Annotated in this window: 9 protein-coding genes and 1 pseudogene; 3 read left to right on the top strand and 7 right to left on the bottom strand. The window is 72.0% G+C overall.

The window, feature by feature from the left end:
- Nucleotides 1-8: 8 nt before the first annotated feature.
- Nucleotides 9-704 (top strand): type 1 glutamine amidotransferase domain-containing protein, encoded by a 696-nt coding sequence (locus tag LX15_RS01145; protein ID WP_253667537.1) that lies wholly within the window; start codon nt 9-11, stop codon nt 702-704.
- A gap of 282 nt (nt 705-986) precedes the next feature.
- Nucleotides 987-1,773: pseudogene (locus tag LX15_RS01150) on the top strand (leucine zipper domain-containing protein); the annotation flags it as partial.
- Between the two features lie 358 nt (nt 1,774-2,131).
- Here LX15_RS01150 and LX15_RS33415 read toward each other — a convergent pair.
- The 6 genes from LX15_RS33415 to LX15_RS01175 all read right to left on the bottom strand — a co-directional run bounded on the left by LX15_RS33415 (nt 2,132) and on the right by LX15_RS01175 (nt 6,422).
- Nucleotides 2,132-2,737 carry a transposase gene (locus LX15_RS33415; RefSeq protein WP_372502085.1) on the bottom strand — a complete coding sequence of 202 codons (606 nt, stop codon included), beginning with the start codon at nt 2,735-2,737 and terminating at the stop codon, nt 2,132-2,134.
- 64 nt (nt 2,738-2,801) lie between these two features.
- A complete protein-coding gene (locus tag LX15_RS01155; protein WP_253667538.1) occupies nt 2,802-3,467 on the bottom strand; it encodes an HAD-IA family hydrolase in 666 nt (221 codons plus the stop codon).
- Between the two features lie 149 nt (nt 3,468-3,616).
- Nucleotides 3,617-4,093 (bottom strand): SRPBCC family protein, encoded by a 477-nt coding sequence (locus LX15_RS01160; RefSeq protein ID WP_253667539.1) that lies wholly within the window; start codon nt 4,091-4,093, stop codon nt 3,617-3,619.
- Nucleotides 4,094-4,227: 134 nt separating this feature from the next.
- Nucleotides 4,228-4,752: a GNAT family N-acetyltransferase gene (locus tag LX15_RS01165; protein ID WP_253667540.1), complete on the bottom strand. Its 525-nt coding sequence runs from the start codon at nt 4,750-4,752 to the stop codon at nt 4,228-4,230.
- A gap of 75 nt (nt 4,753-4,827) precedes the next feature.
- A complete protein-coding gene (locus LX15_RS01170) occupies nt 4,828-5,376 on the bottom strand; it encodes a GNAT family N-acetyltransferase (RefSeq protein WP_253667541.1) in 549 nt (182 codons plus the stop codon).
- Between the two features lie 182 nt (nt 5,377-5,558).
- Nucleotides 5,559-6,422, bottom strand: a complete 864-nt coding sequence (locus LX15_RS01175) for an ABC transporter substrate-binding protein (protein WP_253667542.1) — start codon at nt 6,420-6,422, stop codon at nt 5,559-5,561.
- A gap of 811 nt (nt 6,423-7,233) precedes the next feature.
- Between LX15_RS01175 and LX15_RS01180 the strand changes: the two genes are divergently transcribed.
- A complete protein-coding gene (locus tag LX15_RS01180) occupies nt 7,234-12,765 on the top strand; it encodes an ATP-binding protein (protein ID WP_253667543.1) in 5,532 nt (1,843 codons plus the stop codon).
- Between the two features lie 1,009 nt (nt 12,766-13,774).
- On the opposite strand, the gene LX15_RS01185 is transcribed toward LX15_RS01180, so the two are convergent.
- Nucleotides 13,775-14,380, bottom strand: a complete 606-nt coding sequence (locus tag LX15_RS01185) for a TetR/AcrR family transcriptional regulator (protein ID WP_253667544.1) — start codon at nt 14,378-14,380, stop codon at nt 13,775-13,777.
- Nucleotides 14,381-14,439 lie beyond the last annotated feature (59 nt).

Consider the following 14,439-nt stretch of genomic DNA (forward strand, 5'->3'; position numbering starts at 1 on the left):
TGCGGGTCGTGGCGGGCACCGGACGCATTCTGGTCATCGTCACCAGCGCGGGGGAGTACGAGAAGGTTGGCTTCCGCACCGGGCTGTGGCTCGGCGAGCTGACCCACTTCTACGCCGTCGCCGAGCAGGCCGGGTTCGGCGTCACGATCGCCAGCATCGAGGGCGGCCACGTGCCGATCGACCCGGAGAGCCTGGCGCACGACGTCCTGGCCGAGTGGGGCACCGACCGGCGCTACGCCGACCGGGACTTCATGAGGCTGCTGGACGAGACCAGGTCGGTCGCCGAGGTCGAGGCCGCCGACCACGACGCCATCTACCTCACCGGCGGCCACGGCGTGATGTTCGACTTCCCCGACAGCCAACGCCTGGCCGACCTGGTCCGCGACTTCCACGAGTCGGGGAAGGTGGTCTCCGCGGTCTGCCACGGCCCGTGCGGGTTGTTGAACGCCCGGCTGTCCAGCGGCGAGCACCTCATCAGGGACAGGAACGTCACCGGGTTCTCCTGGCGCGAGGAGGAGCTGGCCCGGCGAGACAAAGCCGTCCCCTACAGCCTGGAGGACGGGCTCAGGGAGCGCGGCGCCCGGTACCGGGCGACGGACCAGCCCTTCGCCAGCCACGTCGTCGAGGACGACCGGCTCATCACCGGGCAGAACCCGGCGAGCGCCAGGGCCGTGGCCGAGGCCGTGGTCAGGAAGCTCCGCTGACCCCTGGCGCCCCGCTCGCCGCCGCCGCCGCCGTCGCCGCCGCCGTCGTCGTCGCCCGTCGTCGTCGCCTGCCGGCGTTGTCGCTGTCCATCGCCACGACCCTCAGCCGTACGTCCACAGTGGAGGGTCGGCGGGTGTGTCCTGCCCACCCCGGCCGCCCCAGGTGTGCTGTTCGGGAACGTTGGTGCGGGCTGCCACGCGGTTGATGATGGTGATCAAGGTGAGGGCCTGCGGGTTCGATGTGGATCACCACACGCCGCACCGCAACCCGGGAGGTCCTCGGTGGTCCACCGCAATGCCCCGTTGACCCTGACGGGCCGGCTGGGTGGGGCGTGGTGTGTCGTGGGCGAGGGGTGGCCGCTGCGGCGGGCGGCGGAACGGTTCCAGGTCTCGCACACGACCGTGGTCCGCTGGGCCTGCCGCTGTCGGTCGTGGGGTGCGGCGGCGATGGTTGATCGCTCGTGCCGTCCGCGCCACAGCCCGCGGCTGGACACCGACGGCGGTCGAGGAGCGGATCGTGCGACCACGGCGGGAACCTAAGATCGTCTCCGCTGCGTGTCGCCGCCTGGGTCCCGGTTGCCGCCTCGACCCTGCACCAGGTCCTACGCCGCGATGGCCTGCCGCCGCTGGCCGCATGGGGCGTGCTGCCGCTGGCCGCGTGTGAGGGGCGTGCCACCGCGGAACCGATCCGCCGAGACGAACGCAACCGGCCGGGCGAGCTAGTCCATGTCGAGGTGACAAGACGAGGCGGCATCCCCGCCGGCGGCGGCCAGAAGGTTCTCGGGGGTGCTGCCGGCCGGACCAACCAGCAGCACGCCCAGCGCCGTGGCTCGGTGTTCCTGCACACCGCGCTGGACGACGTGGTTCAGCACCCAAGGCATCGTCATCGAGCGGGTGCTCACCGGCAGCGCCTGGTGCTACGCCCACAACACCTGGCGCGGCACCTGCAACTCGCCTCGGCATCCCACGACGCTTCACTCGCCCTCGGCACTCGGAAACGAACGGCGGAGGAGAGCGGTTCCACCGCGCCCTGCTTGACGAATGGGCCTACCACCAGCCCCACCCATCACTGAGACCTGTCCTGACAGGCAGATGAGCAGGGCGGCCGGATCGGTCATCCCTCGGTCGGAGATGGCGGTCTTGTCGTTGCGGATGGCGATTGCGCGGAACCACGTGAGCCGGTTGACGCGGCGTTCGATGACGGTGCGACGTGGGTAGGTGGCGGGGTCACAAGCCCGGGGACGGCCGATGCCGTGATCACTTGGTGCACTGTGTCCGCCCCCTGTCCTGGGACGCGGGGTGCTGCGGGCGCTGGCGGTGTGCTGGGGACCCGCACGGTGCTGGAGTCGACCGGGTCCTCCCGATTGGGCCAAACAGATCAACCACACCAGCTTTGAGGACAGGTCCCCATGGCGTTCTCGGCCTGGTCATCCTTCTGCTGGATGGTCGATCTGATGGCGCGTCGGGCCAGGTGTTCGGGGGTGGCGCGGCTGGGGTAGTCCTTGTCCGCGATCACCGGGCTCGCCCCTGGTGGCGGGTCGGCTCGGACCGGGGCGCCGGAACACGACGGCGGCCGTCACCTGCTCGAACAGCGCGCGGTCGTGGACGTTGCCGCCGGTCGACACCGCCGGTAGTGGCCGGCCATGCCCACGGTAGGCCAGGTGGATCTTCGTGGTGGGGCCACTGCGGGAACAGCCGACGGCATGATTGCCTGGTTCGCACCGGCGGTGTGCTGGTGGGCGTGCACGGTGCTGGAGTCGGCCTAGATCTCCGGGTCGGGATCCGTTGGTCGTCTGGGCGATCACCGCACCTCTGTCGTCTGCGTAGCCAGGGTTTCGGTGCGTGACCACCGCCAGAACCGGTTGCCGGCGCCTCTTCCACGGCCCGTACCGTTCCGGCAGGTCACGCTTCGCCGCGCACGTCTTCACCTTGACCAGCATCCCGTTGATCACGCGACGCCTCACCGGTTGACGTCCCTTCCCGCCGGAGGCGGGCGGCAGCGGCTCAATCGCCTGCCACTGCTCGTCGGTCACCTCGTGTCCGCGTGTCGCGCCGCAAGATCACACGGATCAGCCACACCAGCTTTGCGGACAGGTCCTAGACCCCGACCTCCCTGCCCGGCGAGACGACGGTGAGCGTCCCGTCGCCGACCACGAGCTGGCCCAACGACTCGACGACCACGTCGGCCTCGGACAGCTCCTCGGCGGTGTGCGTCGTCGTCACCGCCACGACCCGCGCGCCGGCCTCCCGCCCGGCCCGCACGCCGACCGGGGCGTCCTCGACCACCACGCACCGCTCGATCGGCACGCCCAGCCGCCGGGCCGCGAGCCGGTACCCCTGCGGGTCCGGTTTGCCCGCCGTCACCGACTCCGCGGTCACCACCACCTCGGGCAGGGCCAGACCGGCGGCCCGCATCCGCCCGGTGACCAGCGGCAGGATGCCCGAGGTCACCACGGCCCACGACGGCCGTCCCGGCCCGTCCAGCGCGGCGAGCAGCTCGGGGACGCCGGGACAGGGCTCCACGTCGGCCAGGTCCGCCAGCTCCAGCGCGTCGAGCCGGGCCACGGCCGGCTCGACCTCGTCGGCCGGCAGGAACCGCGCGATCGTCTCCTCCGAGCGACGCCCCTGGCAGACCGCGAGCACGGCCGCCACGTCGAGCCCGTACAGCTCCGCCCACGCGCCCCAGCAGCGCTCCACGGCCGCCCGCGAGTCGACCAGGGTGCCGTCCGCGTCGAACAGGAGGGCAGCGCAACCGATCTCCATGGGCGCCCAGCCTAGGTCGTCCACCGGGTGTCGGCGCGGGGTGAACGCGAGCGGGAACCGACTTCGTCGGGAGTGACGAGGTCGAGGCGGTGACGGTGACGGTGGCGGACGCCGGACGACGCCGGACGACGCGGCACGCCGGCGACGCGTCACTCGGAGTACCCCTCCGGGAAGGCGTCCGCGACGACGGTCAGCACGATTCCGTGTTCCAGGAGCGCCTTGGCCGCCGCGAGGACCATGGTGAACCCGCCCATGGAGTCGATCGCCCTCGACACGGCCTCGTCGGCGGACCCGCCGTACCCGCTCTCGGTGATCTTCACCAGGGTGTGGCCGTCCGGCCCGGGGACGAACCGCCACTCGACCCGGGTGGGCGCCTCCGGGTTCCACTCGACGAGGATCCGCCGATCCTCCTCGACCTCCACGACGGTGACCACCGTGGAGACGCCGTACATCTCCCATTCCCAGGTGACCCTCGCGCCGGGCTCCAACCGCCCGCTGCTCCTGGTGAACCAGAACCTCGTGGTGATCTCCGGATCCACGAACGCCCTGAACACCTCGTCGGCCGGCCTGCGGATCACCATCTGGGCAGTGAGGACCGGCGGCCTGGTCAGGTGGTCGGTGAGCACGATGACCTCGCTCCTTCCGCGAAGGCGGGCGGCCGACGTGGCCGTCCCGGTCACCGTCGGATCTGGGGCTCGCGTTCGTGCTGTGGCGTCAGCGTAGTCGGGCGAGCACGTGTCGGCGCGGTGCGCGCAGGCGGTCAGGGACCCGAAGGAGTCGGAGGCGAACCGGGACCGGAACCGACTTCACCGGGAGTGATGAGGTCGAGGTGGTAGCGGTCGTAGGTGTCGAACGACGCGACACGGGTGAAGCCGAGCCGGCGGAGCACGGCCACACTCGGGTGGTTGCCCCGGGTCACCCCCGCGAAGAGGTCGGTGGCGGACAGGCGCGACCGCGCGTGCCGCACCAGGGCGCGCAGGGCGGTCGTGGCGAGGCCGCGCCCGCAGGCGTGTTCGGCGAGCAGGTAGCCCAGTCCGTACTTCGGGGGTTCGCCGACGACCAGTTCCACCCGGCCGACGAGGCGGTCGTCCTCGTAGACGCCGAAGTTCAGAAGGGGATCACCGGCGGAGAAGGTGGCGGCGTGGTCCTCGGCCGACGCCGCCACCATGTCCACGTAGTCGCCGTGGCGGGTGAGATGCGCCGCGTTGTCCCACATGAGGCGGGCGTAGGCCGCGCCGTCCTCCGGCCGCAGCGACCGCAGCTCCAGCCCGGGGCGTTCCGTCACGAGTCGCACCGCTTCGGCACTCACAGGCAGCAGCTCCCACGGCGAAGAGCGTTCCAGCATGTCCTCTGTGGAGAGTTATGTCCTGTGTGGAGAGACCTCGGCGGCGCGCTCGGGTCCCGCCTTCTCGAAGACCAGGACGGCCTCGGGCTCGTCGCCGTAGTGGTCACCGGTGCGGACGAAGCCCAACGACGAGTAGAACGGCTCCGGGCTGCCCTCGCCCTCGCCGTAACTGGTGAACAGCTCCCGGTACCCCCGCGCGCGCACCTCGCGCACGACGAACTCGACCGCGCGCCGCCCGAAGCCCATGCCCTGGAACGGCCCGCCGATCATCAGTCGCCACAGGTAGGCGCCGTGGCACTCGATGCCGTCATCCCAGTCCGAGCCGAAGTGGAGCATGACGAACCCGACCGGGGTCTCGTCCGCGTAGATCGCGCGGAACCAGGCGTTCGTCGAACAGAACCCCTCGGCGATGGAGGTCCCGTTGTCGGCCACCATCCCGCGCTGCTGCTCGGACAGGGTCTCGCTCAGCTCGCACACCTCGCAGACGTTGAGGGCGCTGATCCGTCGGAAGGTCAGCTCGGAATCCCGCGTGACGGTCGGGGTGGTGGCGGGCTCTGTCGTCATGGGTGCGCTACTCCTGTGGGTCGACTTGCGTCCGAGCCGACCCTATTCGTCGTATCCGCCCCCTTCGCACCTCTTTTTCGTGCCGCTCCGCGCCCTTCCCACATGGCCCGCGAGAGCCCGGATCGGCGGGTTGCCGGGCGACGCGCTCGCAGCGTGCGCCGCCCGGTTCCCACCAGCTCGGCTCAGACGACCGTCAGCGTCGCCGTCGAGTAGACCGTGCCTCCGGTCCCGGTGGCCTTGATCGTGTACGTGTAGGTGCCCCTGGCCGTCGGCGTGATCGTGCGCGTGCCCTTCGGCACGGCCAACGCGCCCGACCAGCTCCCGCCGCCGGTGGCGGGGGAGACCGAGTGCGCGGTGATCGACGTGACGTTGGTCGACGTCCAGCTCAGCGAGGTGCTCTCACCGAGCCTGATCTTCTGGTCGAGATCGTCGACCGACAGGCTCACCGTGGGCCGGTTCGGGCCGACCGCGGGGTTCCTCGGCGTGACACCAGGCGGCGGGTTCGTGTCCGCCGTCCTGTTCAGCGAGAACGACCACCCCTCGAAGCCGCCGGGCGTGACGTTGCGGCCCATGGCGCCGTAGTCGCTGTAGGTCCAGGTGGTGCCGGAGCCGTCGGCGTGCCAGTACGACCAGTACGCCGAGGCGGGCGGCGTGTTCAGGCACGGCTCCCTGTAGTCGGGGTTCGAGGTGATCGGGATCGTCTCCGTGGGCGACGGGCGGTTCTCCAGCCGGCACACGAAGCCCAGACCCCAGCGGGCGGTGCCGGTCACCGCGATGCCCGCGTCCTGCAACGCCTTGATCCCCGTGCGCGACGTGCCGGGGTTGGGGTTCGGCGAGCACCGGGTGATCGTCGGCGCCGCGACGCCCCCGTTGCCGTCCAGCTCCTGGAAGTCGATGACGACGGTGACCCCGGTCAGCGCGTCCTTGCCGGTGCAGATCCCGTCGTAGCCTCCGGTCGTGCTGACCGCTCCCGCGGACGGCGCGACGGCCACGGCCGCGGCCACCGACACCGCCAGGGCGGACAGACCGGACAAAAGTCGTCTCACTGCGCTACCCCCATGCCTTGTTCTTCAGTGTGGCGGAACGTCAAAGGGCGGAACCGGGCGGGAGATCGTCGCCAGGGGGCGGCGGTTTTCGTCACAGCCGGTTTCTCGGCTCCACGGCTGCGGTGCTGGGTGAGGCCGTCGAAGTCCACTTGGGACAACCTGGGCGATGCCCGCGCAGGGGCGCGCGGCGCGGCGAGCCCCAGCGCGGGGGCGTGGCCGCGAGCCGTCCTGTCGTTCGCCGCTCCAGATCGACACCGCATGCAGAACGTCCCCCCTGCGGTTCACCACAGCGGATGGACGTCGCACCCGCCGGCGCGGTGACCAGACCGGTCGCCTCGCGTCGATCCGCGATCACGCGACAGTTCCGGACCTCGACCAACCTCCCCGGTTGCCGCAGGGGAGTGGTCCCGTGGAGCCAGGGGAGCGTAACTCCGCTCACACGCGTTCCAGTACCGCCGTCCAGCCGCGTGCGGAAGGAGTACGCGGGGCCGGCTGTCCCGCCCACCCGGAAGGGCCGACGACCCGGTCCCCATTCGCCGCGCTTGCCGAACCCTTTCCTCAATCCGGTGTTTCTCCGGACACTCCACGTGCACGGCACGCGGGCGCACTTTGTGGCAGATCTCGCGTCAAATGACGGCCAGGTGGCGTGCGGAACTCGCTTTTTGTCGGGTCCCCACAACGCAGGGGCCCCGGCATGCGCGAACTGGCACATTGGTGCGCCCGGCGGAGATCGAGCAGGGTACAGGTGTGGGCGACGCTCCGGACTTCGGGCGACGCCTTCAGTCATGCGGGTACCTGGGAGGCTCAGCCGGTGTTCAGTCGTGTCGCCATCGTCAACCGTGGAGAGGCCGCGATGCGGCTCATCCACGCCGTCCGGGATCTTTCGGCGGAAACCGGGACGCGGATCGAGACGGTCGCGCTCTACACCGACGCCGACCGCGACGCGACCTTCGTCCGCGAGGCCGACGTCGCCTACCCGCTGGGCCCGGCCTCGGCCCGCCCCTACCTCGACCACGCCGTGCTGGAGCGGGCGCTGGTGGAGACCGGGGCCGACGCCGCGTGGGTCGGCTGGGGCTTCGTCGCCGAGGACCCGGCGTTCGCCGAGCTGTGCGACAGGATCGGCGTCACCTTCGTGGGGCCGAGCGCCGAGGCGATGCGCCGGCTCGGCGACAAGATCGGCGCCAAGCTGATCGCCGAGGAGGTCGGCGTCCCGGTCGCCCCGTGGAGCCGGGGCGAGGTCGCCACCCTGGAGGAGGCGCTGCGCGCCGGCGACGAGATCGGCTACCCGCTGATGCTCAAGGCCGCGGCCGGCGGCGGCGGGCGCGGCATCCGGAAGATCACCTCGGCCGAGGACCTGGCCGACGCCTTCGAGCGCACCCGCCAGGAGGCCGAGCGGGCCTTCGGCTCCGGCGTGGTCTTCCTGGAGCGCCTGGTCACCGGGGCCCGTCACGTCGAGGTGCAGGTCATCGCCGACGGCCAGGGCACGGCGTGGGCGCTGGGCGTCAGGGACTGCTCGGTGCAGCGGCGCAACCAGAAGATCATCGAGGAGTCCGCCTCCCCGGTGCTGTCCCCCGAGCAGGCCGCCGAGCTGAAGGCGGCGGCCGAGCGGCTCGCGCTGGCCGTGGACTACCGGGGAGCCGGCACCGTCGAGTTCCTCTACCACCCCGGCGAGAAGCTGTTCGCCTTCCTGGAGGTCAACACCCGCCTCCAGGTCGAGCACCCGATCACCGAGATCACGACCGGCACCGACCTGGTCAAGCTGCAACTGCACGTGGCGCGCGGCGGCAGGCTGGAGGGTCCGCAGCCGGCCGAGAGCGGCCACGCCGTCGAGGCGCGGCTCAACGCCGAGGACCCCGACCGCGACTTCGCCCCCTCGCCCGGCCGCATCGCGCGGCTGGTCCTGCCGGCCGGCCCCGGCATCCGCGTGGACACCGGCGTCAGCGAGGGCGACACCATCCCCGCCGACTTCGACTCGATGATCGCGAAGATCATCGCCTACGGACGCGACCGCGACGAGGCGCTGGCCCGGCTGCGCCGCGCCATGGCCGAGACCACCGTGGTCATCGAGGGCGGCACCACCAACAAGAGCTTCGTGCTCGACCTGCTCGACCAGCCCGAGGTGATCGACGCCAGCGCGGACACCGGCTGGATCGACCGCGTGCGCGCCGAGGGCCGCCTGGTCACCCACCGGCACTCCGCGATCGCCCTGGCCGCCGCCGCCATCGAGGCGTACCAGGACGAGGAGGAGGTCAGCCGCAGCCGGCTGCTGTCCACCGCGCACGGCGGGCGCCCGCAGGTGCGGCACGAGAGCGGCCGCCCGCTGGGCCTCAAGCTCCGCGGCGTCGACTACCGCGTGAGCGTCGCCCGCGTCGGCCAGAAGCGCTTCCGCGTCGGCATCTCCGGCGGCGGGGACGCGCACATGGCGGACGTCGAGGTCGAGCGGTTCGACGCGCACAGCGGCCAGATCGCGGTCAACGGCCACCGGTTCCGGCTGGTGTCGGCCACCCACGGCCCGATCCACCTGGTCGAGGTGGAGGGCGTCACGCACCGGATCAGCCGGGACGAGGGCGGCGTCGTCCGTTCCCCCGCGCCCGCGCTGGTCGTGGCGACGCCGGTGTCGGTCGGCGACGAGGTCGAGTCGGGCGCGCCGATCCTCGTGCTGGAGAGCATGAAGATGGAGACGGTGCTGCGCGCGCCGTTCCGCGCCCGCGTCCGCGAGTGCCCGGTGTCGGTGGGCAGCCAGGTCGAGACCGGCGCGCCGCTGATGCGCCTGGAGCCCCTCGCCGACGAGGCCGCCGAGGAGGCGACCGCCGGCGCCGGCCGGACCGTCGAGATCGACCTGCCCGTCGAGCCGGCGGAGCCGTCCGCCGCCGTCCGCGTCGAGCGCGGCCTGCGGGACCTGCGCGGCATGCTCCTCGGCTTCGACGTCGACCCGTTCGACCGGGAGCGGGTGCTGTCGGCCTACCTGGCCGCGCGCGCCGACCTGGGCGGGCAGTCGGTGGAGGGCGAGCTGGACCTGCTCACCGTGTTCGCCGACCTCGCCGAGCTGAGCCGCAACAAGCCGCGCGGCGAACTCGACGTCGAGCCCGGCAGCCCGGTGCACAGCCCGCGCGAGTACTTCCACAGCTACCTGCGGAGCCTCGACGTCGAGCGCGCCGGTCTCCCCGAGGCGTTCCAGGCGAAGCTGCGGCGGGTGCTCGGGCACTACGGCGTCACCGACCTGGACCGCACGCCGGAGCTGGAGGCCGCGGTCTTCCGGATCTTCCTGGCGCAGCAGCGGATGTCGTCGGACGTCGCGGTGGTGTCGGAGCTGCTGCGGCAGTGGCTGACCGGCGCGCCGCCGCTGGAGTCGCTGCGCGAGCGCGTCGGCCGCACCCTGGAGCACCTGATCGAGGCCACGCAGGTGCGCTTCCCCGCGGTCTCCGACCTCGCTCGCGGCGTGGTGTTCCGCTGGTTCGCCCAGCCGCTGCTGCGCCGCAACCGCGCCCGCGTCTACGCCGCCGTCCGCGCGGACCTGCGTTACCTCGACCGCAACCCGGACGCGCCCGACCGCGCCGAGCGTATCCAGGCCATGGTCGCCAGCGCCGAGCCGCTGGTCCGGCTGGTCGGCCAGCGGATCGGCCGGCCCGGCTGCGACCACGCCCCGCTGCTGGAGGTGCTGACCCGGCGGTACTACGGCAACCGGGGCCTGTCCGGCGTCACCGCGGTCGACGCGGCCGGGTGCCGGTTCGTCACCGCCGACCACGCCGGCCCCGACGGCGTGACGCGCGTGGTCACCACCGCCGTGGACATCGCCGCCCTGCCCGCCGCCCTCGGCGCGGTCGGCTCGTTCGCCGCTGGCACCAAGGGCACCGGGGACACCGGGGGCACCGGGGGCGCTGACGGGGCCGCCGGGCGGGAGCTGGTCGCCGACCTCTACGTGACCTGGGAGGACCAGCCGGACGCCGACGCCATGGCCGTGCGGCTGGGCGAGCTGCTCGCCGAGCACCCGCTGCCCGAGGGCCTGAGCCGGATCACCGCCACCGTCGCCGGCACCAGCGGCGCGGTGATGCACCACCACTTCACCTTCCGGCCCGACGGCGCGGCCCTGGTGGAGGACCGGCTGATCCGCGGCCTGCACCCGCAGATCGCCGAGCGGCTCCAGCTCCACCGGCTGCGCGAGTTCGACCTCACCCGGCTGCCCTCGGCCGACGAGGAGATCTACCTGTTCAAGGCCGTCGCGAAGAGCAACCCGGCCGACGAGCGGCTCGTGGCGATGGCCCAGGTCCGCGACCTGACCGCGCTGCGCGAGGCCGACGGCCGGCTGGTCGCGCTGCCCGCGCTGGAGGACACGTTCACCGCGTGCCTCGACTCGATCCGCAACATCCAGGCGCAGCGCCCGCAGAACAAGCGGTTCGACACGAACCGGATCATGATGTACGTCTGGCCGTCGACCGAGCTGACCACCGACGAGCTGGACACGCTGGTCCAGCGCATCCTGCCGACCACGACGGGCGCCGGGCTGGAGGAGGTCCAGTTCCTGGCCCGGCAGCGCACCGCCGAGGGCGAGCTGACCGAGGTCGCGGTGCGGATCACCCTGACCCCGGGGCACGGCGCGCGGCTGGACGTCGGCGAGCCGTCGACCGAGCCGGTGCGGCCGCTGGACGACTACCACCAGAAGGTGCTGCGCGCGGCCCGGCGCGGGAACGTCTACCCGTACGAGCTGACGGACATGCTCGCCGGGCCGGAGGGCAGCTTCGTCGAGCACGACCTCGACGAGCACGGCGCGCTGGTGCCGGTGGACCGGCCGAAGGGCAGGAACACCGCCGCGATCGTCGCGGGCGTCGTCACGACCCCGACCGCGCGGCACCCCGAGGGCGTCACGCGCGTGGTGCTGCTCGGCGACCCGACGAAGGCGCTCGGCGCGCTGTCGGAGCCGGAGTGCTCCCGCGTGATCGCCGCGCTCGACCTGGCCGAGCGGATGCGGGTCCCGCTGGAGTGGTTCGCGCTCTCGGCGGGCGCGCGGATCTCGATGTCCTCCGGCACCGAGAACATGGACTGGGTCGCGGCCGCCCTGAAGCGGATCGTCACGTTCACCCAGGCCGGCGGTGAGATCAACATCGTTGTCGCGGGCATCAACGTGGGCGCCCAGCCGTACTGGAACGCCGAGGCGACGATGCTCATGCACACCAGGGGCATCCTGGTGATGACGCCGGACTCGGCGATGGTGCTCACCGGCAAGCAGTCGCTGGACTTCTCCGGCGGTGTGTCGGCCGAGGACAACTTCGGCATCGGCGGCTACGACCGGGTGATGGGCCCGAACGGCCAGGCGCAGTACTGGGCGCCGGACCTGCCGGCCGCCCGCGACGTGTTGATGGCGCACTACGACCACACCTACGTCGTGCCCGGCGAGTCGGGGCCGCGGCGGGCGCCCACGAACGACCCGGCCGACCGCGACGTCTCCGAGTTCCCGCACGCGATCGTCGGCAGCGACTTCACCACCGTCGGCCAGATCTTCTCGTCCGAGCACAACCCGGACCGGAAGAAGCCGTTCGACATCCGCACCGTGATGCGTGCGCTGTCCGACCAGGACCACCCGGTGCTGGAGCGCTGGGCCGGCATGGCCGACGCCGACACCTCGGTGGTGCAGGACGTGCGGATCGGCGGCTGGCCGGTCTGCCTGGTCGGCATCGAGTCGCGGTCGGTGCCCCGGCGCGGCTTCCCGCCCACCGACGGGCCCGACACCTACACGGCGGGCACGCTGTTCCCGCTGTCGTCGAAGAAGATCGCGCGGGCGATCAACGCGGCGTCGGGCAACCGGCCGCTGGTGGTGCTGGCGAACCTGTCCGGGTTCGACGGCTCGCCGGAGTCGATGCGCAAGCTCCAGTTGGAGTACGGCGCGGAGATCGGCAGGGCGATCGTCAACTTCGACGGCCCGATCGTGTTCTGCGTGATCTCCCGCTACCACGGCGGCGCGTTCGTGGTGTTCTCCAAGGCGCTCAACCCGAACATGACCGTGCTGGCGCTGGAGGGCTCGTTCGCCTCGGTGCTCGGCGGCGCCCCCGCCGCGGCGGTGGTGTTCTCCGGCGAGGTGAACAACCGCACCGCGACCGACCCGAGGGTGACCAAGCTCCAGGCGCAGGTCTCGGCGGCCAGCGGTGCGGAGCGGGCGGCGCTGAACGCGCGGCTCGCCGAGGTCCAGTCCGCCGTCAGGGCGGAGAAGCTGGGTGAGGTCGCCGCGGAGTTCGACCGGGTGCACAGCATCCAGCGCGCGGTCGAGGTCGGCTCGGTGGACGCGATCGTCAGCGCGGCCGAGCTGCGGCCGAGGATCATCGAGGCCATCGAGCGGGGCATGACCCGCTGACATCGCGTGAGGCCGGCCGAGGACTGTGTCCCCTCGGCCGGCCTCGCGTTTGTCAGGGTGACGAAACTGGGCCGCACTTTCCGGCCGCGGAGGTGGGTTCGCGGGCGACGGCCGGCTTCCGGCTCTCTTGGGTGGGGGAGCAGAGGTCGTGTGCCTTCTGTTGGCTGTCGCCGCGGTGACCAGGCGACGGCCCTGTGGTGGCAGTGGAGGCCACCAGTGATGCCGGAGTCCTGGGCATCTCCCCGTTCTGGGGAGAGGTGTCTTGTTGTTGTCTGTCAAGGCTTTCGCTCGTGTGAGGGACAGAGTTATCCACAGGCGCTTCAGTTGTCCACAGCCTCGGATGATCAGCTTGGACGCGGGGTGCGGGGCGGATAGGCTGGAGCGGGGCTCGCCCCCCAGGGCGGGTGGGGGGTCTCTCCCTGGTGATCTTGTTCTCCGCCCTACGGCGGCGAGTGTGTGTGTGCTCCCGTCTTCCGCGTGGTGTCAACCCTGTCCCCGTGCCGGGTGACGGGGTTGTCCACAGGCGACGCAGTTATCCACAGCGGAGCGGTGCCGGCCTCCGCTCCGGGGTGTTCGGCGGTAGGCTGGAGCGGGGCTCGCCCCCCAGGGCGGGTGGGGGCTGTCCTGGTGGTGGTGGTCGTGAGGTCGGCCTCGTGACCGTCCGTCGGAGAGATGGCCGACGACGTTCTGTCCATTCAGGACAGACGGCCCGTCGGCGCAGGGGCAGTGGGCGGGCCCGGGTCCTTTCTGTTGGCGCACCTGGAAGAGCGGCTCGGCGCCGCCGCACCCCACGCCGGCTGCCCCTGCTGATCAGGCGGGAACGGGCACCAGTCAATCCTGTCGAAACGCGGTTCCCGGCGTTCCCGGGCCGACGCGGCGAAACCAGCATCAGAAGCCTTCTTCCCGAGGCCAGGTACGTCCACTCAGGACAGTCCTGGTGTTCGCCATGGCGGGCTCTGTTCGCGCTGTGAGGTCCCCGCTCGGGTCGACGCGGGGGCAGTTGCGGTCGTCAGCCGAGACTCGCCTCAGAAGACTGCTCTGGTGACCGGGCGCCGTCCAGCACCAGGTCGACGATGCGCGTGACGTGGCCGCGGTCCACGGGTTCGTTCCGGAGCAGCACGCGGAGCTGGATCGGGCCGGCGATCGCCTCCAGGACCAGTTCGGCGTCGGTGCCCCCGGGCAGGTCGCCCCGCTCGACGCCCCGGTGGACCAGCACCGCGGCCCGCCCCAGTCGCGCGCTCCAGAACTCGCGCCGGGCCTGCTCGAACTGGGCCTCGTCCTCCGACGGCGAGAGCGCGGCGTGGATCAGGGAGCTGCCCGCCGGCGTGGCCAGGAACCCGGCCAGCGCGGTGAAGAAGGTGATCAGGTCGTCGCGCGTGGTCCCGGTGTCGGGGAGGGGGAGCGCGCGGTCGAGCTGGCTCGTCAGCACCTCCAGCAGCAGGTTCGCCCTGGTTCCCCACCGCCGGTACACCGAGGTCTCGTGGACCCCGGCGCGCGCGGCGATGTCGGCGACGCGCGCGCCCGCCACGCCCTCCGCCTCGATGACCTGGGCGGTCGCGTCGAGGATCGCGCGCTGGACGGCTTCTCCGCGGCGGAGCGGGCGGGGTGCTGGCACAGGGGAAGTATCGCAAGTCGACTTGCGCAGGGGGTGGAGGGCGCGGTTTGCTGGACGTA

It is taken from the genome of Streptoalloteichus tenebrarius (genome assembly GCF_024171885.1).
GTDB lineage: Bacteria > Actinomycetota > Actinomycetes > Mycobacteriales > Pseudonocardiaceae > Streptoalloteichus > Streptoalloteichus tenebrarius.

What these genes read in the sequence shown, in the direction of transcription:
- LX15_RS01155 (WP_253667538.1), bottom strand. Translation starts at nt 3,467, where the DNA reads ATGGAGATCGGTTGCGCTGCCCTCCTGTTCGACGCGGACGGCACCCTG.
- LX15_RS01170 (WP_253667541.1), bottom strand. Translation starts at nt 5,376, where the DNA reads ATGACGACAGAGCCCGCCACCACCCCGACCGTCACGCGGGATTCCGAG.